The organism is Leifsonia psychrotolerans (assembly GCF_013410665.1).
In the GTDB taxonomy this organism is placed as follows: domain Bacteria; phylum Actinomycetota; class Actinomycetes; order Actinomycetales; family Microbacteriaceae; genus Cryobacterium; species Cryobacterium psychrotolerans_A.
This window is the reverse complement of record NZ_JACCFM010000001.1, coordinates 1,370,682-1,394,959: the sequence shown is the minus strand read 5'-3', so window position 1 is coordinate 1,394,959 and position 24,278 is coordinate 1,370,682. Positions and strand designations below refer to the sequence as shown.

General features: G+C 62.8%; 12 protein-coding genes and 3 pseudogenes. 8 read left to right on the top strand and 7 right to left on the bottom strand.

Annotated elements, in window-relative coordinates; genetic code table 11:
* Positions 1–3: 3 nt before the first annotated feature.
* The 5 genes and pseudogenes from HNR05_RS06530 to HNR05_RS06510 all read right to left on the bottom strand — a co-directional run bounded on the left by HNR05_RS06530 (position 4) and on the right by HNR05_RS06510 (position 4,938).
* Positions 4–483 carry a single-stranded DNA-binding protein gene (locus tag HNR05_RS06530; RefSeq protein WP_179578290.1) on the bottom strand — a complete coding sequence of 160 codons (480 nt, stop codon included), beginning with the start codon at positions 481–483 and terminating at the stop codon, positions 4–6.
* Positions 484–558: 75 nt separating this feature from the next.
* Positions 559–2,331: a TraM recognition domain-containing protein gene (locus HNR05_RS06525; RefSeq protein ID WP_179578289.1), complete on the bottom strand. Its 1,773-nt coding sequence runs from the start codon at positions 2,329–2,331 to the stop codon at positions 559–561.
* Positions 2,328–2,903, bottom strand: coding sequence for a hypothetical protein (locus tag HNR05_RS06520; RefSeq protein WP_246318362.1), 576 nt, complete (start codon positions 2,901–2,903; stop codon positions 2,328–2,330). Before HNR05_RS06520 ends, HNR05_RS06525 begins: the two co-directional genes overlap by 4 nt.
* Positions 2,903–3,133: pseudogene (locus tag HNR05_RS06515) on the bottom strand (ATP-binding protein); the annotation flags it as partial. The gene HNR05_RS06520 and the pseudogene HNR05_RS06515, both read right to left, overlap by 1 nt.
* Positions 3,134–3,816: 683 nt before the next feature.
* The gene (locus tag HNR05_RS06510) at positions 3,817–4,938 is read right to left on the bottom strand and encodes a chymotrypsin family serine protease (RefSeq protein ID WP_179578288.1); all 1,122 of its coding nucleotides are present in this window, start codon (positions 4,936–4,938) and stop codon (positions 3,817–3,819) included.
* Positions 4,939–5,038: 100 nt separating this feature from the next.
* On the opposite strand from HNR05_RS06510, the gene HNR05_RS06505 reads away from it, so the two are divergent.
* The 6 genes and pseudogenes from HNR05_RS06505 to HNR05_RS06480 all read left to right on the top strand — a co-directional run bounded on the left by HNR05_RS06505 (position 5,039) and on the right by HNR05_RS06480 (position 12,622).
* A protein-coding gene (locus HNR05_RS06505) for an IS3 family transposase (protein ID WP_179577428.1) occupies positions 5,039–6,330 on the top strand; the annotation gives its coding sequence in 2 pieces (ribosomal slippage) (positions 5,039–5,309 and positions 5,309–6,330; 1,293 coding nt in all).
* 234 nt (positions 6,331–6,564) lie between these two features.
* Complete coding sequence (locus tag HNR05_RS06500) at positions 6,565–7,491, top strand: hypothetical protein (protein ID WP_179578287.1); 927 nt, start codon at positions 6,565–6,567, stop codon at positions 7,489–7,491.
* A gap of 647 nt (positions 7,492–8,138) precedes the next feature.
* Positions 8,139–8,780: an IS3 family transposase gene (locus HNR05_RS06495; protein WP_179578286.1), complete on the top strand. Its 642-nt coding sequence runs from the start codon at positions 8,139–8,141 to the stop codon at positions 8,778–8,780.
* A 69-nt stretch (positions 8,781–8,849) separates the two neighbouring features.
* Positions 8,850–10,660 (top strand): annotated as a pseudogene (locus HNR05_RS06490) (IS481 family transposase).
* Between the two features lie 39 nt (positions 10,661–10,699).
* Positions 10,700–12,136, top strand: coding sequence for an IS30 family transposase (locus HNR05_RS06485; RefSeq protein ID WP_179578285.1), 1,437 nt, complete (start codon positions 10,700–10,702; stop codon positions 12,134–12,136).
* Between the two features lie 219 nt (positions 12,137–12,355).
* The gene (locus HNR05_RS06480) at positions 12,356–12,622 is read left to right on the top strand and encodes a hypothetical protein (protein WP_179578284.1); all 267 of its coding nucleotides are present in this window, start codon (positions 12,356–12,358) and stop codon (positions 12,620–12,622) included.
* 38 nt (positions 12,623–12,660) lie between these two features.
* On the opposite strand, the pseudogene HNR05_RS18055 reads toward HNR05_RS06480, so the two are convergent.
* Together HNR05_RS18055 and HNR05_RS06475 are read right to left on the bottom strand one after the other, a co-directional pair.
* Positions 12,661–12,771: pseudogene (locus HNR05_RS18055) on the bottom strand (IS1/IS1595 family N-terminal zinc-binding domain-containing protein); the annotation flags it as partial.
* Positions 12,772–13,302: 531 nt separating this feature from the next.
* Positions 13,303–16,365, bottom strand: a complete 3,063-nt coding sequence (locus tag HNR05_RS06475; protein ID WP_179578283.1) for a beta strand repeat-containing protein — start codon at positions 16,363–16,365, stop codon at positions 13,303–13,305.
* A gap of 309 nt (positions 16,366–16,674) precedes the next feature.
* Here HNR05_RS06475 and HNR05_RS06470 point away from each other — a divergent pair, with 309 nt between their 5' ends.
* Both HNR05_RS06470 and HNR05_RS06465 read left to right on the top strand, forming a co-directional pair.
* Positions 16,675–18,435, top strand: a complete 1,761-nt coding sequence (locus HNR05_RS06470) for an alkaline phosphatase family protein (RefSeq protein WP_179578282.1) — start codon at positions 16,675–16,677, stop codon at positions 18,433–18,435.
* A gap of 202 nt (positions 18,436–18,637) precedes the next feature.
* A complete protein-coding gene (locus HNR05_RS06465) occupies positions 18,638–24,271 on the top strand; it encodes an Ig-like domain-containing protein (protein ID WP_179578281.1) in 5,634 nt (1,877 codons plus the stop codon).
* Positions 24,272–24,278 lie beyond the last annotated feature (7 nt).

Sequence of the window (24,278 nt, the reverse complement as noted above, 5' to 3'; positions counted from 1 at the left end):
CGCTCAGAGCGAAGGCGCCGTGACGGGCGGGGTGGCCGCAGGCGATGCCGGTTCGATAGGCGGGAAAACTGACTGCTCGGCGGCCCGCTCAACGCTCGGAGCCGGCTCGACGCCCGTGGCCTGTCGGCGGCTGCGGTCGACGGTGTAGATCGTGCGGGCAACGTCGTGCCCGAGCCGTTTGGCAACAAATTCCTCACCGGCTACGGTCTGCCCGTCCTTCTCGTAGGAGTACGCGTGGATGTAGCCCTCGGCGATGAAGCTGTCAGCCTTGGCAAACTGCTCATACGCCCGCTCAGCGCTGCGCCGGTACATCACTAGGTCGTGGAAGCTCGTCTCGTCCTGGGTGAAGCTGCCGTCGTCGTGGCGAATGTAGTGCTCGCGCCCGACTCGAGCGTAGAACTTGGCGTCGCCCTTGGACGTGAACGAGAGCTGCGGGTTGGAGGCGATGAATCCCGATAGAGACTCCTGGGTTCGGATGGCCATTAGATTATTCCTTGTCTGTCACACGGACCCCGGTGGGGCTGTTCATATCAGGCAGGTGCGCACGCAAAACCCAAGTCAGACTCGGCGCAGCAGCGCCTCGATCCCGGCGCGGTCGGCGAGGAGGTCGCGCACCTCCGGGCGGGTGGTCCATTCGCGCATCCGTGTCACGATCGGCGGTGCGGAGCGCAGCAGCACCAGAGCGGTGCCGTAGGGGAACATACGAATGACATCGGGAGGCATGATCGCGACCCGACGCACGGAAAGCTGGGCTGAGCGGGAACCGCGGTCGCCGACGGTTTGCGAATCGGTGATCTCGTCCCGCTCGCCGATGAGGTTGGTGAGGTCTTGGAGGTCGCGGGCGTTAGACGCGCCGCCGAGGATGATCTTGACAATGGAGGCGTTCCAGATCGCGGTGGCTGCGTTGTCGCCCCACTTCTCCCGCGCCTGGGCGAGGGACTGCAGAACCGGCATCGTCGTGATGCCGGTGCCACCGCCCTCGGCCATCAGAACGGGCAGCGACGGTAGCGGCGCAAGGTTGCCAATCTCGTCGAGGGCGAACAGCACTGGAGGGTCGAGTCGCGCGCCGGCCGAGTGAACAGCCATCCGTCGGGCGGTCTCCACGAGGTCTTCGATGAACGCCGCAACCAGCGCCGACGCAGCACCGGCTCCGGCGCCGGTCGCCAGCAGATACAAGGTGCCCGACTCGCGCAAGAACGCCTCAGGGTCAAACGCCTCATCCTCACGCGGACTGACCGCATCAAGCACCCTCGGGTCCGCGAGCGCCGACAGGGCAAGTGAGACGCCTTGCCAAATGGAGTCGCGGGTGCGCGGATCTGACTCGATCATCGCCCCCAACGACTCGGCCCACCCCATCGCAGCCCCGGGATTCGACGTGAGGATCGCCACGGCATCGGCGGCAGCCGAAGGGTCAAGCGTCCACCGGAACAGCTCGGAAGGCGGCCGATGATCGAGGGCGGCGGCATGGAGCAGAGCCTGGAGTGCGGTGCGGGTCTTGCCCTCCCAAAATCCGCCATTGTCCACGCCTCCACCGCCAAGTCCAGTGCCGGCGGCCAGACCCGTCGCACGGATCATTGCCGTGAGTGGGTCGTCGCATCCGCGCACGGGCGACCAGCGCAGCCCCGCGGGCAGTCCGTCGGCGAGGTGCTGAGGGTCGAACACTGCGGTGGGGCCCCGCCGTTCGCGCGCCCGAAGTGTCGCGGTGAGGTTGTCGGGGCGGGTCGACGTCGTCACGACGGCGCCGGGCGCATCGAGGATTGAATTGATGACGATGTGCGTGCCCTTGCCCGAGCGAGGCGGACCGATTAGCAGGATCGAGTCTTCCACGCTCGCCCACACCCGCCGGCCGTGCGACGTGCCAAGCAGATAGCCGACATCGACAGCCCGTGGTTTCTCCAATGACGGCCGTAGCGTGCGCGCTCGGCGGAGCAGCGCGGCATCGGATGCCGTGCGCGCGACATCGGCGCGGGTGGCGGTCCCAGCGATGCGATACGGGTCCTTGTTGGATTGTCGACCGTGCTCTATAAACTGCCGCCAGGCCCACGCAGCGGCTGTCCCTGCGACGCCAAGGAAGATGCTTGCGATAGTCCAGAAGGCGACTGGATTCAGATTCGGACTACCGAGCGGCGTGCCGGGATTCACCGCATAGAAGAGCACCCCAATCCCGCCACCGAATCCCGCCGTCGGTTGCGCCACTCCTGTCACCCAAGCGGCGACAAACCCCGCGACACGCAGCAACCCTGAGAGCCCAGCCACGGCCACGAGCCCACCCAAGGCGAGATTCGTCAGCTCGTCGCCGTGCGCACCCGATCCCATTGCCGAGCCGTTCATCGCGCGTGTACGAGTATGAGCGTGCCGGAAATTCGGCCAAGCAAGATGACTTCGCTGGTCGCGCTGAAGGCCCGGATGTCTTCCGTCACAAATGACCGGGCAGAACCGTCCGGGGCAGCACCGGTGTGCGCGACAATGACCGCGACGGCGACATCCTCGCCGGGAATGAACCCCTCACCGCCGACTATCGTCTGCGCCTCGATCGGCGCTGGAATGAGCGATACGGGGGACGGCTCAGGCTCTCGCATCAGACCCGGCACCGGTGCACGATTCCGTCGCGCAAAGGGGGTGATGATGTCCGTGAACACCGTCCCGTCGGCTTCGTTGACCTCCACACGTACCGGGCAGTGGCGTTGCACGGTCAGCTCATCGAGAATCGTCGCAAACGAGGAACGCCCCCAGGGCGGTCCGAACGGCGGCGGCGCATACGGCTCACCATCGACCGTCACAGTCATGGTCGCATCCGGGCCGATCGTCATCACGACGAGCGGCAGTGCCACCGGCATGTCTACCCAAGGCTCGCCATAGTTCGCCGACATGGTGCGCCGGTAACGGGGCTGCGGGCGGCTCATTACACGCCCCCGGTCATGCGGCTCGTCGTATCGAACAACGCCAGCTCCGCCGGATGGAGTTGGTGCTGCACGACGAAGCTGCGGTCCTTGATCCGCCACAGTCCCTGCCCGGTGCCGAGGCCCGGCAGGAGCGCCTGCTCCGTGCCGGTCAGGCCAAGCGCGGTTCCGGTCGAGCCGAGTTGATCGGCCTCTTGCCGGTAGATGATGCGCGTCTCGGCATTCGCCAGCAGCTCCGCGGGATTCTGCCCCAACAGCGGGTTGCCGAACCGGCCGAGACGACTCTCAGTTGTTCTTGGTTCGAATGCAGGTGCCCCAGCACTAACCCCTGAATCTCCTCCGAGATTAGGGGTTTTCGTATTTCTACGCTTACTGCCCGCCCCGGAAGCATTTCAATGTTCGAGCTGTTTGGGAGATGAGAGCGGAAGTCGGCGCGAAGTCCGTACTATCGATTGAGGCTAGGACAAGGGCGGAAGTGTTCCGATCTTCTCTCCATCGAGATGCACCGCGATAGAACTACTAGTGTCCAAGCCTCGGGGAGTGGTCGCGATGTAGCTCGTCATTCTCACGTCAGCGGAACAGTCCTCGGGAGTCGGAGCCGTGTCGATCGCGATCCTAGAACTGGACTCCACAATCAGTGATTCGGGAACCAGCCCGCAGCCGCCGCCTGTCAACGTGAGTATGATCTCGTCGCCCTGGGGATCGGACCACGCAACAGGAATCTCACTGCTTGTCCCGTCGATGGGTTTCCATACGGGAGCGGGATTAGCAGTAACCGAAGGAATCGGTGCAGCTGGCGCTGTACAGCCAGTGACCGCTAGGGCAAGAAGGGTAAGCAGAGTGAGCGAGATCCTGGCATTGCCGGGTCGGGCCGTCGAGTAGGAGATCTTCGCACTCATAAGTCCTCAATTCATCGTTAGTCCAAGGAGAGATTCCACATCGACATTATCGGTCCAATGTTTGTGATTCGGCCCCAGTTATTGCACCCTCGGCCTCCGCTGCTTGCGAACTGAGTCGACCAATTCGAACAGGTAACGGTGCTGTTTGTGCCATTATTTCGCACAGACGTGATAATGCCGAGGCCGTACGTTACTCCATTGATCGTCGCGTACGCGGGCCCGCCGCTATCGCCCGGGCCAATGGATTGATCGTTGCCATTCATGATGGTCGTCAGGTTGAGTACGAGGTGAGTCACGCTGCCGTACGAGATATACGCGTTCGTATTGACCTCGGAGGCCGTGAATCCGCAGTATTCGCCGTCGTAGGCGCCGCTTATACACAGCGGCATGCCGGCCCACGGATTCGAGAACGCGTTGATTTCGATGAGCCCGGTGCCGTTGGTCGCGCCAGTCCACATCGAACGAGAGCCATCTGCAGATATCAGCTCGGCATCTGGCGCATTGTTTGCAAACGACCGATTTGTGACGCCACCAATGAAGCTGTTGATCCCGTGACTTATCGGAGAGGTGGCGTAGTTGTACACGGAAGCTGTCAAACCGAAGCAGTGGCCAGCCGTCAAGATGTACTTGTTGCCATTGGTATTCCATTTGACGGGGAATGAACTTGTACACCCCCTGCTGCTACGGTCGGTGATGAAATCGCCTCCGTACCATTCTGGATTGTCCGACCAGCGCGCATTGGCGCCCTGGTCCTCAATGGCGGCGCCGTACTCAACCTCCACACCGACACCATATTGTCGCTGGAGCGAACTCACCCGTTCGCTATTTTGGTCCGACACCTTGAGGAGAATACTGATGTCCTGGGTGATGCCGACGCTTACTGTCCCGGTCAGCGCGCCGTTCGCTATGTCAGAGCCAATCTTTGCAAATGTTGCTTCAGCTTGAACGCTGGTGAGGTGGCCCAACCTCAGGTCAATCTTGTCGGGTGGCACAGCCAGCAGATCGCTGACCTTAGATAGATCGCCCTCGTCGATCCGAGTAAGGTAGATCGCCAGCACATCTTGATCGTCGTTCTTGCCGGTGGCCATGCCGCCGTATTTGTCAGGGAATACCTGCGGACCGATGTCTCGGATCTTCATCGCTCCATAAAAGACGGCATCCGACAACGGGTACGGAGCTGGCTCTGACTGAACCGTCCCTGATTTCCTGCCGCTTTCTTTCTGGTGAAAGGATTCGGTTATGCCCAAGAAACACCCAACAGAGGTTCGCGAGCGAGCGGTTCGTATGACCCTTGATCGTTTGAAGGATTACCCGTCGATGTGGGCTGCGTGCCGAGACCTGGCACCGAAGCTGAACATCGGCGCGGAGACGTTGCGGAAGTGGGTCACCCAGGCGCAGGCCGACGCCGGCGAACGGACCGGCCCCACGAGCGAGGAGCTTGAGGAGATTAAACGTCTCAAGCGGGAGAACCGGGATCTGAGGGAAACGAACGACATCCTCAAAGCGGCGGCGTCTTTCTTCGCGAGGGAGCTCGACCCTCGCAACCGTCCATAGTTGCTTTCATCCTGGGGATGAAGGCGAACGGCCATGGAGTCGAGTTGACGTGTGGCGTCCTGCGCGAGCAGGGCGTCGCCGTTACTTCACGGTCGTATCGTGCGTGGAAGACCCGCGCTGCCGCCGCACGAACCCGGAATGATGCCGCCCTCATCGACATCTTCAAGACGCTGCGGGTGAGGGATGCGAAGGGCCGGCAGCAGCCCGAGGTTCTCTACGGGCGGCGGAAGATGACGGCGTGGCTGGCCCGCAGCGGGTTCTCGGACGTGTCCAAGCACACCGTCGACCGGTTGATGCGTCTGGAGGGCATGAACGGCCTCGTCCGCGGGCGCAAGCCCCGCACATCGACGTCGTCTGGGAAGGACTCGGCTCGGGCTCCTGACCTCCTCAAACGCAACTTCACTGCGCCCCGCCCGAACCATAGCTGGGTGACGGACTTCACCTACGTGCCGACGTGGGGCGGTTTCGTTTATATTGCCTTCGCGATCGACCTGTTTTCGCGGGCGATCGTTGGCTGGCAAGCCTCGACGGTGAAGGACACCCCATTCGTCGAGGAGTGTTTGAAGATGGCGCTCTGGCGCCGCGACCACGCCGGTCACGCGGTGAAACCGGGAATGATTCATCACTCCGACGCCGGGTCGCAATACACGTCGATTCGGTTCACCGAGACCGTCGTCCTCGAAGGTCTCGTGGCCTCGATCGGGAGCGTCGGCGACGCCTACGACAACGCGGCCGCCGAGACCGTCATGGGGCTCTACAAGAACGAGGCCATCGCAAAGAACTCACCGTTCATGACGGGCCCGTTGAAGACCCTCGCCGATGTTGAAGCAGTCACCTTCGACTGGCTCGATTGGTACAACAATCGGCGCCTGCACAGCTCGCTTGGGAACATGCCGCCCGAGGAATACGAGCGCAACTACTACGCTGAAACAAACGGCCCGTTAAACGACGAAGCCGCCAACAAAACGGCGGCATGAAATCCGGGACGGTTCACAATTTCTCCCGGCTCCAGTGTTCTGGCAGGATATGTCCGGGGGGAGGTTTCTCTCGTTGACGGGAGAACTAGATGATGAAATTCAGGACAACAACTCGAGTGCGGGGGGGTAGGACTAACAGTATTTGTTTCGATAGCACTTGTTGCCGGTTCGATTCAGCCGGCTTACGCCGACGAGATACCCGACATCACAAACCCCTCTGAGATCATCTCGGCGTTGGCACCGGAACTACTAGCAGAATCTCCTGCTCGCCAAGACAGCATCGAGATTTCTGGCGGAACAGATGGGGAAGGCGTCGCTCTAACCGTGCCTGATCTGGCTCCCGACGGACTAGGCGTCACGTTTGGAATCAGCTTTACCGTGGACTATGCCACCGAATCTGACTCGGTAGATTCCGGCCTCACCGTCCTGACCACTACGAGTGACGACGTGTCTGCCTACGTCCAGCCGATGGCCACGGGTGTGCGCGTCCTCACTGCTATTGCAAGCGCCGAAGCGCCAGGCGACTACACCTACACTTTTGACGTTCCTGAAGGCACTTCCCTTGTTGAGGGCGTCGGTCGCTACTATCTGTCGGACGACGATCGGGTTTTGGGCGCACTCTTGCCCCCGTGGGCAGTAGACGCTGCGGGAGAATCAGTCCCGACCTCATATTCATGGGCTGACGGAAAACTTACACAGCACGTCGATCTTTCGTCGCCACGCATCTCGTTTCCTGTGCTTGCAGATCCCGCCTGGGGTTACGCTGTCGAGTACAAGCTCACCAAAACGGTGGCAGCGAACAAAGCACTACTCAAGAAATGTTTCAAGTGCTATTTCCCGGTTCCGGGAGCTCCCAAAGCATTCCCAAAGGTTGGCCAATTGCTTCCGCTGATGGTGGGGCCGGCGAACTTTAATTGCACATTCAAGAACGAATTCAATGCAACCAACTGGTTTGCGTTCCAGTTTGATGCGACGAAAGCCCATGTTGACAAACTTGGATCAAATATTGTGTTCGAGTTCAGAGCTTTGAGCAACGGAACTCGATATCTGATGGTCTCCGCTTACGTAGTCAATGACGCGTTCTGGTTGAAGAATCCTGCTTACCAGGCGGGTACGTATGTCAACTGGAAAAATTTCGCCAGCAATCTGAATAAGGCGTAGGGCATTGTCTGCTCATTTTTTTGTCCTGGCCTATGGACTGTTAGAGAGAGGGACGTGCTTGTGAGCCAGTTCAATAAAGCAGGTGTTGGTCTTCTGCTCTTCGCTGCTGCTTCGGTAGGTGGTGGAGGGATCGGTTTCAGCGTCGGACTCGCTACATCTTTGCCTAGTCCGTTCGCTCCTTGGATAGCCACGTTAGGCGCTGTCATCGGCGCGATCAGTGGCCTTGTGTCAATGCTCGTGGGCCTGTTGGCCTATCAGTCGACTCGGAGCCTTCGTGCGGACAAGGCAAGAGGGGGTGTAGTTGTCGGCCTTGCCGCCTTCGGCGCTACAGCTACGGCATGGGCGCTTCTCACCATGGGCAATGCGTCGTATGTTGTGCCTCTGGTCACCGCAACATTCGTAGTTAGCGCATTAGCGGCCGCGGTTGTCTATCCAGGTCTACACCGGACCTGTGGTTCCGCGTCTGCGTGACGAACTTCGCCTGCAAAGAATTCTGCGGCACTGCCCAGGAGCTCGCCAGGGGGGAGCGCTTGCGGTCATTCTGCGCGGTTGTGGGTTTACGGGCGTCCTGAACGTAGACGATGTCCTTGCCGTGCTACGCATGTTCCTCCCCTGAACGAACCTGGGGGCGGCGGCGGCCCAGGTTCATGCAGGCCAAGTTGACGGCAGCAAGCTTGATGGCGGCAGGTGGAGCACGAGATGGTCTTCCGGGATCTGTTCTGCGTGAGCAGGGCGTGCAGGTCGCTCCACGGTCGTATCGGGCATGGAAGAAGCGACCGCCCGCAGCACGTACGATCGATGACGCGGCCGTCGTCGACGTGCTGCGCGGACTTCGCGAACGAGACCAGAAAGGCCCCCAGAAACCCGAGGTGCTCTACGGGCGCCGAAAGATGACGGCGTGGCTGGCCCGGCAAGGATTCGACGGGATCAGCAAGCACACCGTCGACCGACTGATGCGCCAAGAGGGCATGAATGGGCTCGTGCGCGGCCGGCGCACCCGCACCACCATCCCAGGCAAGGACGGCCTCCGCGCAGTCGATCTGCTCAACCGGGACTTCAGCTCCCCGCGCCCGAACCACGCCTGGGTGACGGACTTCACCTACGTGCCAACGTCTTGGATTCCAGCGATCGTCGCAACACCGACGACGAGGAGTTGGGATGTCGGCGAGGAAATGTACAGAACAGCAGAGGATTGCGTTCATGGCGATGATCGATCGTGGGTGCTCGGTTCGTGCCGCCGCTACCACGGTCGGGGTGCATTGACGTGTAAGGGTTCAAGACATGTTTGACCCCTCGTCATCGGGACATCATTGACGCTTCATCCGTCAGCATCAGCCTCAAATTCATGCCGAATAAGGATGAATCAGTTGCCGAGATCGCCGCGCGAGTGTCCGTGGAGATCAAGTTCCGGGCAGTGACGGCGGTCCGCGAGGGCAGCCGCATTGTCGACGTCGCCGAACAGTTCGGGGTATCGCGACAGACAGTGACAGCGTGGAAGAAGCGTTACGACGCCGATGGACTTGCCGGACTGGCTGCGGCGTCGCGACGGCCACACTCGAGCCCCAACCGAATCGCTCCGGAGGTGGAGGCGTGGATCTGCGAGATGCGGCGTGAGCATCGTCGCTGGGGCGCCCGGCGAATCGCCTATGAGCTGAAACTGCAGATAGCAGACCGCGGCCCATCACGGTCGACGGTGCACAGGGTGCTAGTGCGAAATGGTTTGGTCAATGCCCAGGAGCAGCAGCACAAACGTGTCTACAAACGGTGGGCCAGGGAAACGCCGATGCATCTGTGGCAGCTCGACCTGGTCGGCGGCGTCCACATCGAGGGCGGTCGCGAGTGCAAGATCCTGACCGGCATCGACGATCACTCCCGATTCGTTGTCGTTGCGGCGGTACTCGAGCGGCCTTCTGGCATTGCCGTCGTCGAAGCGTTCATCGCGGCGATGCACCAGTGGGGCGTCCCGTTCGAGGTGCTGACCGATAATGGAAAACAGTTCACAGGCAAGTTCACCCGGCCGTTGCCGGTGGAAGTCTTGTTTGAGCGAACGTGTCGTGAGCACGGCATCTCGGCGCGCTTGACGAAACGTCGCTCCCCGACCACCACGGGAAAGATCGAACGCTTCCACCGCACTCTGCGACGGGAGTTGCTCGATGAAGTCGGAGCCTTCGCCTCGATCGAGGCAGCCCAAGCTGCGGTCACCGAGTGGGTTCACGCCTACAACACCCAACGCCCTCACCAGTCGTTGGACATGGCCACCCCTGCGAGCCTATTCCGCCCACGACCAACGTTGTCGGCGTCAGCGGCTGCGCCAGAGACGGCCGGCACCGATGTCGTGGCCGCCCAGACGTCACAGATGCCGCGCATTGCGGAGTCAACCGCACCCACGGCCCTCGAGATCGATCTGCGCGTCCCTCCCTCGGGCGTGGTGGCTCTCGCTGGCATCCAACAGCTGTGGCTCGGCAAAGCACTCGCGGGTCAGACGGTCACCATCTGGACAGACCTCACTAGCACCCACACGCTACTCGGGGACGAAGTCATCAAAACCATTCCGTCACGGCTGACCACCGCTGACCTGGACCGGCTCAAAATGCGTGGGGCACGTCCAGGACGCTCCGAACCTGCCCTTCCCGCGGTCAACCCCGACAGGCCATCGGGCATACAAGGTCCTGTCGAGGTCGACCGCACCGCGACCCGCGACGGCGTCGTGACTCTCCTCGGACACCATTTGACGCTCGGTGTCCGGAACGCACGACAACGCGTGACCTTGCGGATCGACGGCGGCTTGATCCATGTCATCGCCGGCGGCCACCTCGTCAAGACGATGCCCAACCCACTCTCACCCCTCGATGCAAAGCGTCTATCGGGCGTGCGCCAGGCAACTACGCCGCTGCCACCGGCTCCGGCATCAGGACCACAACGAGTTCAGCGAACAGTTCCCAAGGACGGGGTCGTCATGGTCGCCGGCCAACGTCTCCGAGTCGGCCGCACTCACACCGGGAAAATCATCACCGTCATCGTCGAGGATCACCACTTCCGGGTACTCGACGGAGAGGCCGAACTCTCACTCCACGCACGCACATCAACCAAGGCGATCCGAAACTTCAACGCTCACAGGAGCCCAAAACGTCAAGCATCTCCCGACGACATCACGTCAAAGATGTCCTGACCCCATACACGTCAGCATCCAGATGCTGGATACAAATGGATGAAGCTGGCTGGGTTATCGACGCCTCGGAGCACGCAACGGCGCTACTCAGCGGAAGAAAAGGCTGAGTTCCTCCGGCGCCTTGCTCTCACGAGGAACGTGTCGAAAGTCGCTCGCGAACTCGGCTTCAACCGAGTCACTTGCTACGTCTGGGCGCAGAAGGCCGGAATTTTCACCTCCGCTGCCTCCGACGCTAAACGGCAGCAATTCCTCCAGCTGCGACGGGACGGATTCTCTCGTAGAGTTGCCGCCGAGCAGTTGGGGGTTGAGAACCACCAGGCGTTCGACTGGGACAAGGGCATCCGTGTCTTCTCGAAGGGCCGCATCCATCCCGATGGGCGTGTGGTTCCTTACCGTCCGGCAGAGATACTTTCGAACGTGAAGAACTCTAGAACTGCGTGGGTCCAAGGCGAGCGCGTCGCGCTCGACAAGATCGAGAAGGTCATCAACCCCCGCTTCGTGAGTCTCCTCGACCGAGAAAGGATCAAGGACCTGCAGATGGCAGGTAGATCGATCCGACAGATTGCGGTCGCTCTCGGCCGGGCGCCGTCGACAATCAGTCGAGAACTGCGACGCAACACTGTCGGCCGCAGCGGTTACCTGTCCCACACCGCCCACCGCGCCTCAGCGAAGCGTCGCGAACGACCTCGTACCGCCAGACTCGCCCGGGAGGGGCCCCTGCGCGACTATGTGGCGGGAAAGCTGACCAAGCGATGGTCCCCGGGGCAGATCAGTCATCGTCTTCGGCGAGACTTTCCCCATGACCGGGAGATGCGCGTGAGTGTCGAGACGATCTACCAGGCCGTCTACGTTCATGCCCGCGGCGAGCTCACCAAGGAGCTCACTGCCGGGCTCCGTCGGGGTCGCCGACGCCGGAAGTCTCACAAAAGTGCGACGGCCCGCACCAGTCGATTCACCGACACGATGACGCCGTTGTCCGAGAGGCCCGCGGAGGTCAACGATCGAACGATTCCCGGGCATTGGGAGGGCGATCTCATTATCGGCGCGGGAAGCGGGTCGGCCGTCGCGACGCTCGTCGAGCGCACCACCCGATATGTACTCCTCGGGCATCTCCCGATCGAACGGACCGCGGACGCAGTCCGCGACAGCATCGTCACCGCGTTCAGCGTGCTTCCCGCCCAGTTGCGTCGCACGTTGACGTGGGATCAAGGGGTGGAGATGAGCGAGCACCGAAGCTTTGTCAGGGCGACCGACATGGCGGTCTACTTCTGCGAGGCTGGCTCGCCCTGGCAGCGCGGCACGAACGAGAACACGAACGGGCTCCTGCGCCAATACTTGCCTCGCAAAAGTGACTTGCGCACCTTCACCCTCGCCGACCTCGAATCAATCGCGGCGGAACTCAACGAGCGGCCTCGGAAGACCCTCGGCTGGGAGACTCCGGCCGAACGCTTCACTGCTTTACTAGACACTGCATAGATTAGAGCGTTGCGACGATCGCTGGAATCCAAGCCGGTCCGGGTTCGTCTACGTCGCCTTCGCGATCGACCTCTACTCGAGGGCGATCGTCGGCTGGGACGCCGCGACGATTAAGGACACGGCGTTCGTCGAATGCTGCCTGAAAATGGCGCTCGCGCGCCGTGACCACACCAGCAGAGGCCTTCAACGAACAGCTACGGTTGCTGCAACAACCAGGTGTTGCATCGACCGGTTGAACTCGCCCAATACACGTCGATTCGGTTCACCGACACCGTCGCCTTGGAGGGGCTGGTGGCGTCGATCGGATCAGTCGGCGACGCCTACGACAACGCGGCCGCCGAGACGGTGATGGGGCTCTACAAGAACGAAGCCGTCACCTCCCAGCACCACGCGTTGTTGCGCCGCAGCGACCGGCCGGTTTTCGTGCCGGTGATCTCGGCCTGGGACTGCTTGCCGAGCAGCCATGCCACGAACTGTTCGAGCTGATGCCTTCGGCTCAGATCAGGGCGCTTACGCACCGCGGAAGAACCGCACTCGGGGCAGCGCCACCGTTGGGTTCCCGCAGCGGTCCGCCCGTTCTTGACCAGGCCCCGTTTGAATATCAGACACAGGCTCGAATTGAAGGTAGTAACCACAGCTAAAGGCTGCCGAGTAAGACGAACCCGCGCTTGCCCAGTGCTGGCGCGGCTAGATCAAGATTCCATCCACACGTTTTGGCCCCTTACCCCCGATTCACCGGACTGGCAGCCGCGTACTATTCCACCCGGTTGCTATCGATGAGGGGCGCCGCCGAAGAACTTTGAGGAAGGCCTCGCCCGCAGCGGCGCCGAGGCGACGGCGACTCATTCTTTCCAGATTGACGCCGGTTCGACAAAGTTTGAGAGGCCAGCAATGAACTCGACATCGATCCGCGGAAATAAGTTGTAGGCGATGTTCTTGGGGGTCCGGATTGCACCGCTGGACCATTGAGCCGTTAGTGTCGCAAACACGACCTTGTTAGCGTTAGGTCCGGTCGCTGCCCTGTTCGCACCCACGTGGCTATGCGGCGTTCCTCGGGTGCGAGGCGTCTGGGCTCGCACGATTGTCCTCTCATGGGGCTCGCCAAAGTCATCCGCGAAGTGTAACGGCGATCGCGCGGCGGACTGCGGTGAGGCTGAGGCCGCGTCTTAGCTATTGGTGCCCTTTGGGCGTCGGCCAATACGGACGAAGGCAAGACCGATAAGGGTCAAGGCAAGAGTCAGACCGGTTAGCGGCCATACGGGCAGATCCTGTCCGGTGGAGGCAAGCTCCACTCCTGTCCCCAGGCTGCTGGAAGGTCCTGTGCCCGATTGAGGTGCGGCAGCGATAGTCGATGCCGTTTCCAGATAACCGGTTGTCCCGTCGGCTGTGACGCCGGCGGCGACGAAGGTGTGGTCGCCGATAAGATTCGGCACCTGGATGGTCGCAGCGAACGTTCCGTCTGCGTCGGCGGTCGCCTGTCCGACAACGACCGGGAGCGAGTATACGCCGAGGATGATTGGTGCCCCCGCGGCGAATCCGCCGCCGCTGAGGTGCAGGGTCTGCCCGACGGTCGTGTGCGCAGTGACCCCATACAGCCTTCCGGTGCTCGCGGGAAGACCCAGCGGGAGGACACTGGTCGGGGGCAGCACGACCTGGACGATGAGCGACTGCACGGCATCCGGGCCCACGCCGTTGGAGGCCGTCACGGTCAGCAAATACCCGGCTGGCGCAACAGTCGTCGTCCCGGACAGTGTGCCTGTCCCGTCGCCGTTGTCGGTGAATGCGAGACCGTTGGGCACAGTGCCGGTGACGGTCAGGGTGGCCGGCGCGGCGGGCGCACCGGTTTCGGCGGTGACCGTGAACGAGCCTCGTACTCCGGCGGTGAAGGTCGTCGTCGGGTCGCTCGTGATGCGGGGCGGGCCGTCGACGGTCACAACGAGGTGCTGCACCGTGTCGACCGTTACACCGTTGGACTCCGTGATCGTCAACGGGTAGGTTCCCGGGGCGTTTGGCGTGCCGGCCAGGGTGGCCGTCCCGTCGCGGTTGTCAACGAAGCTCACACCTGCCGGTAGCGTCCCAGTCACAGTCAAGGTCGGCGGCGAAGGGTGACCGCCATCCGTCGTTACGGTGAAGCTTCCCGCCGACCCGGAGGCGAACCTCACGTGATCGGCGCTCGTGATGGTGCCCGACTCATTGACCGCGAGCGTGAACGCCTGGTCGGTGTGCCCGGCGGAGGTCGTCGCGGTAAAGGTCAGCGCGAAGGTTCCGCCGGTGCCGGAGGCGGGTATCCCCGAGAGCGTCGCAGAACCGTCACCGCCGTCGGCGAATATCACCCCGGCTGGGAGTTCCCCCGTCTCGGTCAGCACGGTGGCGGACGGGAAGCCCGCCGTCGTACCGATTGTGAACGTTCCGGCGGCGCCGACCGCGAATGCCTCGGTGCTTGCCGTGGTGAAAGCCGGCAGCTCGGTGACCGTCAGAGTGAACGCCTGTGTCGCGTTGAGGGCCGAACCGTTCGACGCCGTCAGGGTCACGGGGTAGCTGCCACCCGAGCCGACGGCGGGAGTGCCCGTGAGACTCGCCGTTCCGTCGCCGTTGTCGACAAACGAGACTCCGCTCGGCAGAGACCCCTGTTCCGTCAGTACGGTTGCAACGGGAAAGCCCGCTGCGGTCGTGATACTGAACGAGCCAGCCTGACCTACCACGAGCGTGGCATGGTCGGCGCTAGTGAACAGAGGCGGCCCGTGGACTGTCAGCGTGAAGCTCTGAACGGCCGGTGCGGTCGCGCCCCCGGTCGCAGTCGCGCGCACCGTCACGTCATATGTACCGGCCGTCCCGGCCGCGGGAGTGCCGGACAGCACGGCGGTCCCATCGCCGTAATCGACGAATGTGACACCCGAGGGAAGGGATCCGGTCTCAGTGAGTGCGGTGGCCGTTGGGTAGCCAGACGTCGTGGTCACGGCAAAAGTGCCCGCCGAACCGACGGTGAACGTCGCGTGGTCAGCGCTGGTGATCGTCGGGGACTGGTCGACGTTCAGGGTGAAGATCTGCGATGCGCTCGGGGCAAATCCGTTCGCGGCGCGGAGCGTGAACACGTAGGTTGCGCCCGCACCGGCCGGTGGTGTGCCGGTGAGCGAGCCGGTCCCGTCACCGTTGTCAGTCAGCGTGAGCCACGCCGGGAACTGCGCACCCGTCCTCGACAGCGTGGCGCTCGGGATGCCGCTGGTGGTGATCGCGGAACTCCCGGCAGCGCCGACCGAGAAGGTCGTCGTGTTCGCGCTGGTGAAGGCGGGGGCCGTCCCGACCAGCAGTGTTGCCCCGGTGGCCGTGGCGGACGAGGCCGAGTTGGTGAAGACGGCGCGGTACATGTTGCCGTCATCACCGGCGACGGCAGTGAACGTGTACGTGGTGTTCGTCGCTCCGGCGATGTTCGTGTACGACGCTCCGCCGTTCGTCGAACGCTGCCATTGCACGGTCGGAACCGGTACGCCGCTAGCGTGCGCGGTGAAGCTCGCCGATGCGCCCGGGTTCACGGTCTGATCGGCCGGATTGGCGGTGACGGTGGGTGCCTGATTCACCTGGATGATCAGGGCCTGCGATCCGTGCGGCGAGACACCGTTCATGGCGCCGAGCGTGACCGGGTAAGTCCCACCGCTTCCGGCGGTGGGGGTGCCCATGATGGTTGCCGTTCCATTCCCGTTGTCGGTGAAGGTGAGCCCGGCCGGCAGGGATCCGGTCTCCGTGATCGTCGACACGGTGGGTGCGCCGCTGGTCGTGACGGCGAAGCTCCCTGCGGTGCCGGTACGGAAGGTCGCGGCCGACGCGCTCGTGAACGCCGGCGGCTGCCCAACTGTCACGGTGAAGGTCTGCATCGCATTTGGTGATGTGCCGTTGGATGCCGTCAGCGTGATCGGGAAAGCTCCGCCTGGTCCAGTCGGGCTGCCTGCGAGCGTTGCGGTCCCGTCGCCGTTGTCGGTGAAGGTGAGACCGGCAGGAAGAGTCCCGCTCCTGGTGATCGCGGGTGTCGGAGACCCGGTCGTTGTCGCGGTGAAGGACCCTGCCTGGCCGACGGAGAAGTTCGCACCGTTTGGGCTGGTGATGGCGGGCGCCTGGTCGCCCGCTGCGTACGCCATGCTGGGAAGGAGTGCGAGTTGCGCCACCACAGCGAGTGAGACGACCATCGCCAGCCTCGGGACGACACGGCGGATCTTCGCGGCTAGCAATGTGCCCATATCGGGTATTCCCCTTACGGCGGTAAACACCGCTTATACACGTGGGGCTACGCCCTCAACTCGTTCTGCACCTGTGGCACAACTGACCTCGGCAGACACCAGCGTGCTTAATGTATCTGAAACGACGGGGCCAAACAAGACCACGTGATTCGCGTCTGCCCGCTCAGCCTGGCTTTGGGCGCGAGGTGGTTTCCGGTTTCCCCGTGAGTTGAACTGTTGATGTCCATCTGGTCGGTGAGGGTGTGTGGTGAACTAGCCGAGGGCACATGATTCCTGTCGTACCATGAGGAAACTCGATGGGATGCTTTGATGGACGAAAACCAGCCACCGTCCTCCGCGCCGAAGGACCTGCCCGATGCCACACGTCGAACGTTTCTGAAGCGACTGGGGATTGGTGTCGCCGGTGCCGCGACGCTGGGTGCGGCCGGGGTCGCTATCGGGTCTGCCGTCACCGGCCCGCGAAAGCCACTCACGTTCGAGGATGAGGAATCTGACCCGACGAAGGCGTTCGACCACGTGGTGGTGGTCATGTTCGAGAACAGGTCCTTCGATAACGTGCTGGGGTGGCTGTACAAGCCCACCGAGGTTCCCGCAGGATCATCGTTCGATGGTTTGCACCAGGGCTCGTATTCCAACCCGATCCCGGGCACGGCCGAGACGATCGCCGCGCACGTGTATTCGGGGTCGACGGATGTGGTGATGTCGAGTCCGATCCCTGACCCGGGCGAAGCGTACTCGCACGTGAACACGCAAATCTTCGGCACGGTCGATCCTGAATCGAACAGGGATCTGCATAAGAACGGGTTGAGCGCACCTTACAACGCGCCGTCACCGGGACAGAAGCCGACGATGTCGGGATTCGTCGAGGATTACATCATCAACTACGAGGCCCTCGCGAAAGGCGCACGGACGCCGACCAAAGCGGAATTTTCGCTGGCGATGGGCGGGTTCTCGCCCGAGATGCTCCCGGTGTTCTCGGCACTCGCCAAAGAGTTCGCCGTGTTCGACCATTGGTTCGGGGCAGTGCCGTCGCAGACATACTGCAACCGTTCGTTCTTTCACGCGTCCACCTCCAACGGGTTCGTCACCAATCGTGGCAACGGGGGGTATGAAAAATGGTTCGACCCGCAGCGTTCCGCCGCACCGACTATCTTCAACCGGCTCACGGACGAGGGGCTGGACTGGCGGGTGTACTACGACAAGGCACAGCTGATTTCGCTGACCGGGATGATGCATGCCACTGCCACCCAGAAATACTGGAAGACGAACTTCCGCACGATGGAGCAGTTCTACCTCGATGTCGCCGAGGGGAATCTTCCGGCGTATTCATTCGTCGAGCCGAGGATGGTCTTCAACCACAACGACATGCACCCACCCTACGGCGAACTCCAGGTAGGGAACAACGGGGAGAGCGGTGTCGTCGTCAATGCGGCGGTGTCCGATGTGCGTGCCGGTGACAAGCTCCTCCACGAGCTCTACACAGCCCTGCGCACGTCCAACAGCAGCATGGGTTCACATGCGCTGAACACTGCCATGCTGGTCACCTTTGATGAGCACGGCGGCACCTATGACCATGTGCCCCCACCGGCTGCGACGCCGCCGGGAACGGGGGAGAAGGGCGAGATGGGCTTCGCGTTCGACCGTCTTGGACCTCGGGTCCCCGCCATCCTGATTTCCGCATATACCGCGCGGAACACCATCATCAATACGACGAAGCACCACGGGTCGCTCATCAGCACCCTCACCCGACAGCACGGCCTGATGCCCCTCACTCACCGGGATGAGGAGGGATCGGACATGTTCGATGCCATCAACCTCACGACGGCTCGCCCTCTGGTCGAGTGGCCGATTACCCACGCGGCGTACGTTCCGGCGGATATCGACGGGGAGCTTGACCCGAGAGCCGAACAGAACAAGGCGAAGAAGCTCAGCAATCCGGCTCAGGGCTTGCTCGGGATGCTGATCACCAAATTCGGCGACCCCGCAGCTCCGGTCCCCGACAGTTACGAAGATGCGTACGCGGCGTTGACCGAGCTGGGACAGGGCCTGTTCGGCACAGTCGATCCGTAGCATCCGGGTGGAGGACATACTCATGAGCCGAATCAGCTCCAAGCACGTGAGCGCGGATTCAGGTCAGCAGGCACACGCGCTGTGCTCGTAGCCGCCGTTTCTGGCGAGATGACACTTGTGTCATAAATGGCCCTTTTGGCCCCTCGGGCGAGGATTCTCATCGCTAAGAGTCCGCAGCCCGCGCCAATTGTTAGGGGACACCATGCAAAAACCTGCCCGCCCACCCTTCCAGCAGGTCCCAAGGCGTCGCTCTGCCGGGCAGTCCGTCATCGCGATCGCCGTTGCGTTGGCGCTGCTGATCAGCGGCGTTGGCCCCTGGGGAGGGATGCGCAACCTCTTCCAACCCGATGCGGCCCAGGCCGATACCCCGGCGAGCGCCACAGACATGACGAAGGTGCCACACTACTTCGGCCCGTACCCCAACTGGGCGAACAGCCCGCAGACGTTGGCGGACGCGATGGTGAAGATCAGCGTCGGAACTCCGACACCGGTTCTCTTCGGCAACGCGCTGACCAAGCGCATGTACGCGACTGACTACGCGAAGCCGACTGGCGAGTTGGGTCCGGTGCTGGTCGTGCTCGACCACACCAAGCTGCCCGACGGCACCCTCAACGACTTCCAGAGCTGGAACCAGGGCATCGCCGGAGCGAGCCCGACCACCTCCGCGGGGAACCTCTTCCACGCGCTGGTGCTGCGTCCCACCGGCACCGCGGGGGAGTACACGGTCGTCTACGCCAGTGACCAGTTGACGGTGCCGACGCCGGCTGCGGACACCGGAGAGGTCACGACCTATTCAGTCCCCGCGGTGCACGTGCAGAAGAACGACGTGATCGGCTTCTACGGCCAGGGGATTCCGGTAGACACGGATATCCCGGCCAACGGCGATACTTTGAGCACGCCGGCGACCGGTGACACGACGCTGGCCACCAACGTCGCCCCCGCCACGGACAGCACGATCACGCTCGGCGCCTCGAACTACCCGAACTTCTCTCACGACCGCACCTACTCGTTTGGTGCCAACGTCACGCCGACGGTCACCGACCCGAGCACGGGCGCGGAGGCTACGGCCTCGGTCGATCCGAAGACGGGCGCCATCTCCGGTGTCACGGTAACCAGCCCGGGGGCCGGCTACGCGGTTCCGCCCAAAGTGGAGATCCTGACGGCTGGAATCACGCCGACCACGGTGGCTCAGGCCACCGCCAAGATCGCCACTGGCGTCATTACTCTCATTGACGTCAACGAGACCGGGTACGGGTTCACCGCGCCGACGGTGACTCTGACCGGCGGAAACCCCTCTGCGGGCTCCGCGGCGCATGCGTTGGCCAGCGGGGCAGTCGATAACCTGACGCTGACCGACGGCGGAAAGGGGTATCCGGCCCAGCCGCTACTGACCATCTCCAAGCCTGACCTGGTCGGCGGCGAGCAGGCAACCGGCAGTGCGACGATGGATGCCAACGGCGTGGTCACCGGCGTCGAGATTGCGAACGCGGGCAGCGGGTACACCTCCGCCCCGACCGTCACCCTCGCCGACGCCAGCAAGACCGCTCCCGAACTGGCGGCCAAAGTCGAGGCAACCATCGGTATCACCCGCATCGACGTCACTGATGGTGGTGCGGGCTACGATTCCGCACCAACCGTGACGATCGCCGACACCGTGGGCACAGCTGACAAGGGTGCCAGTGCCACCGCCAAGGTCGCGGTCAAGGGTTCGGTCACTGACATTGTGGTCACCACCCCCGGGGCGGGCTATCTGACCCCCGGGATCAAGAAGTTTGTTGACACCCTTCCAGGGCAGGGAGAAGCCAACGCTAATGACCTCGGCCAGTACATCCCGGTCGCGGTGCCCGACACCACGACCTACCCCGGAACCGACTACTACGAGATCGCGGTCGTGCAGTACCGGATGAAGTTCCACCGCGACTTGCCGGCCACGTTGCTCCGCGGGTACGTTCAGCTCTCGACCAGCGTCGTCCCCGGCAAGAAGGTCGCCCTGGGCAACGCCAACCTCGACCCAGCCCTCGCCGACAGCCCGATCAGCTTCACCGGAGTGGATAAGCCGCACTATCTCGGCCCGACGATCCTCGCCACGAAGAACAAGCCTGTTCGTGTCCTGTTCCGTAACCTGTTGCCTACTGGCGTTGATGGAGATCTGTTTCTCCCGGTCGACACCTCGGTGATGGGTGCGGGTGCCGGACCGGACATGATGACGCTCAACCCTGCCACGAACATCCCCGAGGACATGGCACAGGACGAGGGGAGTGTCCTCGACGGTGTGCGCAACCCGATGTGCGGGGAAGCGCTGAAGCCGACCACGTGCTACTCGGAGAACCGTGCCACTTTGCACCTCCACGGCGGCATTACCCCGTGGATCAGCGATGGGACACCGCACCAGTGGGTCACCCCCACGGGTGAGAACACGGCATACCCGAAGGGCGTCAGTGTCAGCAACGTCCCGGACATGCCCGACCCCGGCCCCGGTGCGGAGACCTTCTTCTACACCAATCAGCAAAGTGCGCGGATGATGTTCTACCACGACCACTCATGGGGTATCACTCGGCTCAATGTGTATGCCGGCGAGGAAGCGGGATACATGATCACCGACGAGACAGAGCAGAAGCTGATGGCTCCGGGTGGTGCTCTCGACGGTCTCGGCATGGGGATCCCGCTCACCATCCAGGACAAGACTTTTGTGCCAAGCGCGACGCGGATGGCTCAGCTCGACCCGACCTGGGACGCGAAGAAGTGGGGTGGGGAGGGTAACCTCTGGCAGCCACACGTCTACATGCCTGCGCAAAACCCGGGCGACCCCAGCGGGATGAGCGCCTTCGGGCGCTGGTTCTACGGCCCGTGGTTCTGGCCGCCGGCCAAGGACGCCAAGTACCCGCCCATGGCCAACCCCTACTTCGATCCCAACTGCGACCCGAATGTGGCTGACTTCTGTGAGCCGGCCCTAGTCCCGTCGACGCCCAACAACTCGGTGGGAATGGAGGCCTTCCACGACACGCCTGTGGTGAACGGCACCGCCTACCCCACGACGACCATGGATCCAAAGTCCTATCGGTTCCGAATCCTCAACGGCTCCGACGACCGGTTCTGGAACCTTTCCTGGTATGTCGCCGACCCGGCAACCGGCACGGAGGTCGCGTTGAAGGCCAGCGAGCTCGCACTGGCACAGACGGACCCGGTCGTCATGCCGACGCCGGACACCACGAAGAGCCCCAAGGGCCCAGACTGGATCCAGATTGGCAACGAGGGCGGCTTCCTGCCGACCCCAGCCGTGGTCCCCGCCCACGAGACCACATTCATCACCGACGCAACCCGGTTCGATGTCGGCAACGTCGACCAGCACTCTTTGCTGCTCGCTCCAGCCGAACGGGCCGACGTCATCGTCGACTTCTCCGCTTACCGGGGGAAGACGCTGATTCTCTATAACGACGCACCAGCGGCGTTCCCTGGCCGGATCCCCGGTTACGACTATTACACCGGTGGACCAGACATGTCCCCAGCTGGCGCTCCGACAACCTTGCCCGGCTACGGACCTGACACCCGCTCCGTCATGCAGGTCAAGGTGTCGAACGCGGCGCCCGCGCTGGCTTTCGACCGCCCGAACACCACGGCTGACCAGATGGGTAAGCTGATGGCCGCGTTCGACCACCACACCGACGCGGCCGGCAATCCCGCCGGGGTCTTTGAGTCCAGCCAGAATCCAATCGTGGTCGGCCAGTCGGCGTACAACCAGGCCTATGGGACGAACTTCGTCCGCAATGGCTACTGCAACGCGGCCGTCACCCCGGCCGCCACGTGCGACGGCTTCGCCCGTATCGCTGAGCAGGGAGGAGAGCAGTTCAAGTTCGACACTCTGTCGGGCAACCAGCTCAGCATCCCTATCGAGGGCAAGAGCGTCCACGATGAGATGAATGCCGCGAACTTCGATGAGTGGGGCCGCATGAGCGGCAACATCGGGTTGGAGGCGCCAGGGGCAACACCGCTTCTGCAAAACATCATTCTCTACCCGTACGTCAACCCGGTCACGGAGAAATTGGACGGAACAAAGGGGACCAACAGCCTCAAAGTAACCCCGATATCCACCAACGCCGACGGCACCCAGATCTGGAAAATCACACACAATGGTGTGGACACGCACCCGCTGCACTTCCACCTCAACGACGTCCAGTTGCTGAACAGAGTCACCTGGGACAACATCATCATTCCTCCTGAACCGACAGAAATTGGCTGGAAGGACACAGTGCGGGTCAGTCCGCTGGAGGACACCATCGTGGCGGTCCGGCCCATCCTGCCAAAACTCCCGTTTGCCATCCCGGATAGCAACCGGCCGCTGAACCCGATGATGCCGCTGGGTGCCAAGGGCTCGACGACCGGCCCGAACGGATACGAAGCAGGGTTCAACAACACCGATACCAACGGGAATCCGATCGATCCAATCAGCAACGTCATGACCAACTTCGGCTGGGAATATGTGTGGCACTGCCACATCCTCAGCCATGAGGAGATGGACATGATGCGGCCTATCTCGGTCAGCGCGCCTCGCACCCTGGCGGATGCCTCAGTCGTGAGTTTCACCCGACCCGCGAGTGACGTACTGCTGAGTTGGACGGACGGGACCCCGGTGGCAATAACTGATCCCACTACCTGGGGAAATGCGAAGAACGAGATCGGATACAAGATTGAGCGTGCGCCACTAACCAATGGCACGGCTGGTACGTACGCCCAGATTGCCACCACGCTGGCGAACGTCACGACCTACACCGACAAGACCGCCGGTGCCGGACAATACGCATACCGGGTGACAGCCTGGAATGCGGCCGGAAACACGGTGTCCGCGCCTGTGCTCACTGCCACCACCGTTGCCACGGTGCCGAAGGCTACCAACCAGAACCCCTCATCCGGGGTGACAAATGTGGCGACCAATGTTCGGCCGACCGTCACCTTCAACGAGGCCGTCACCGGCGTTAGCAACACCACGTTCACGCTGAAGCAGGGCACCACGGCCGTTGCGTCCGCGGTGACGTACAACGCGGGGACGCGAACGGCTACGCTCACCCCGTCGTCGGCACTGAACGCTGACAAGACGTACACACTCTCGTTGACCACGGCTATCAAGAGCGTGTCAGGTGGCTCGCTGGCAGCGACGAGTTGGACCTTCATCACCGGTCCTGCCCCGAGGGTCACCAACACCAATCCGGCGGCCGGCGCCACCGGCGTCGGTCGGGGAACCACCACCACGCGAACCCCGTTGAGAGCAACATTCAGCGAAGCCGTGACCGGGCTCCCGACCACCGCCGCCAGTACCTCCAACTTCACGTTGAAGCTGGGGACGGCGACCATCGCCTCGAAGGTGACGTACAACGCCTCCACCCGGGTCGCCACCCTGACCCCGGATGCCCCGTTGGTCAGTGACCGCAGGTACACACTGTCCCTGAGCAACAGAGTCAAGGACGTGGCAGGCAACCCGCTCCCCGCCACGACGTGGACGTTCGTCACCGGCCCCGCCCCGGTCGTCACGGCTCGAACCCCGGCGGTCAACGCCACTCGGGTCAGCCGCACGGCGAACATCACCGCAACCTTCAGCGAGGCTGTCACTGGCCTGCCGAGCAGGGCTGCGATGAGTGGGAACTTCACCATCAAGCGCACGTCGAACGGTTCACTCTTCACCTCGGTCGTCAGCTACTCGAGCACGACGAAAGTGGCAACGCTCAACCCGACCGGCACGCTGTTGGCCAACACCCAATACACCGTCTCCCTCAGTAGCGGGATCAAGGACGCCGCTGGCAATCCGCTGGCTCCCGTCACGTGGACCTTCACAACGGGCACCTAGCAGATCC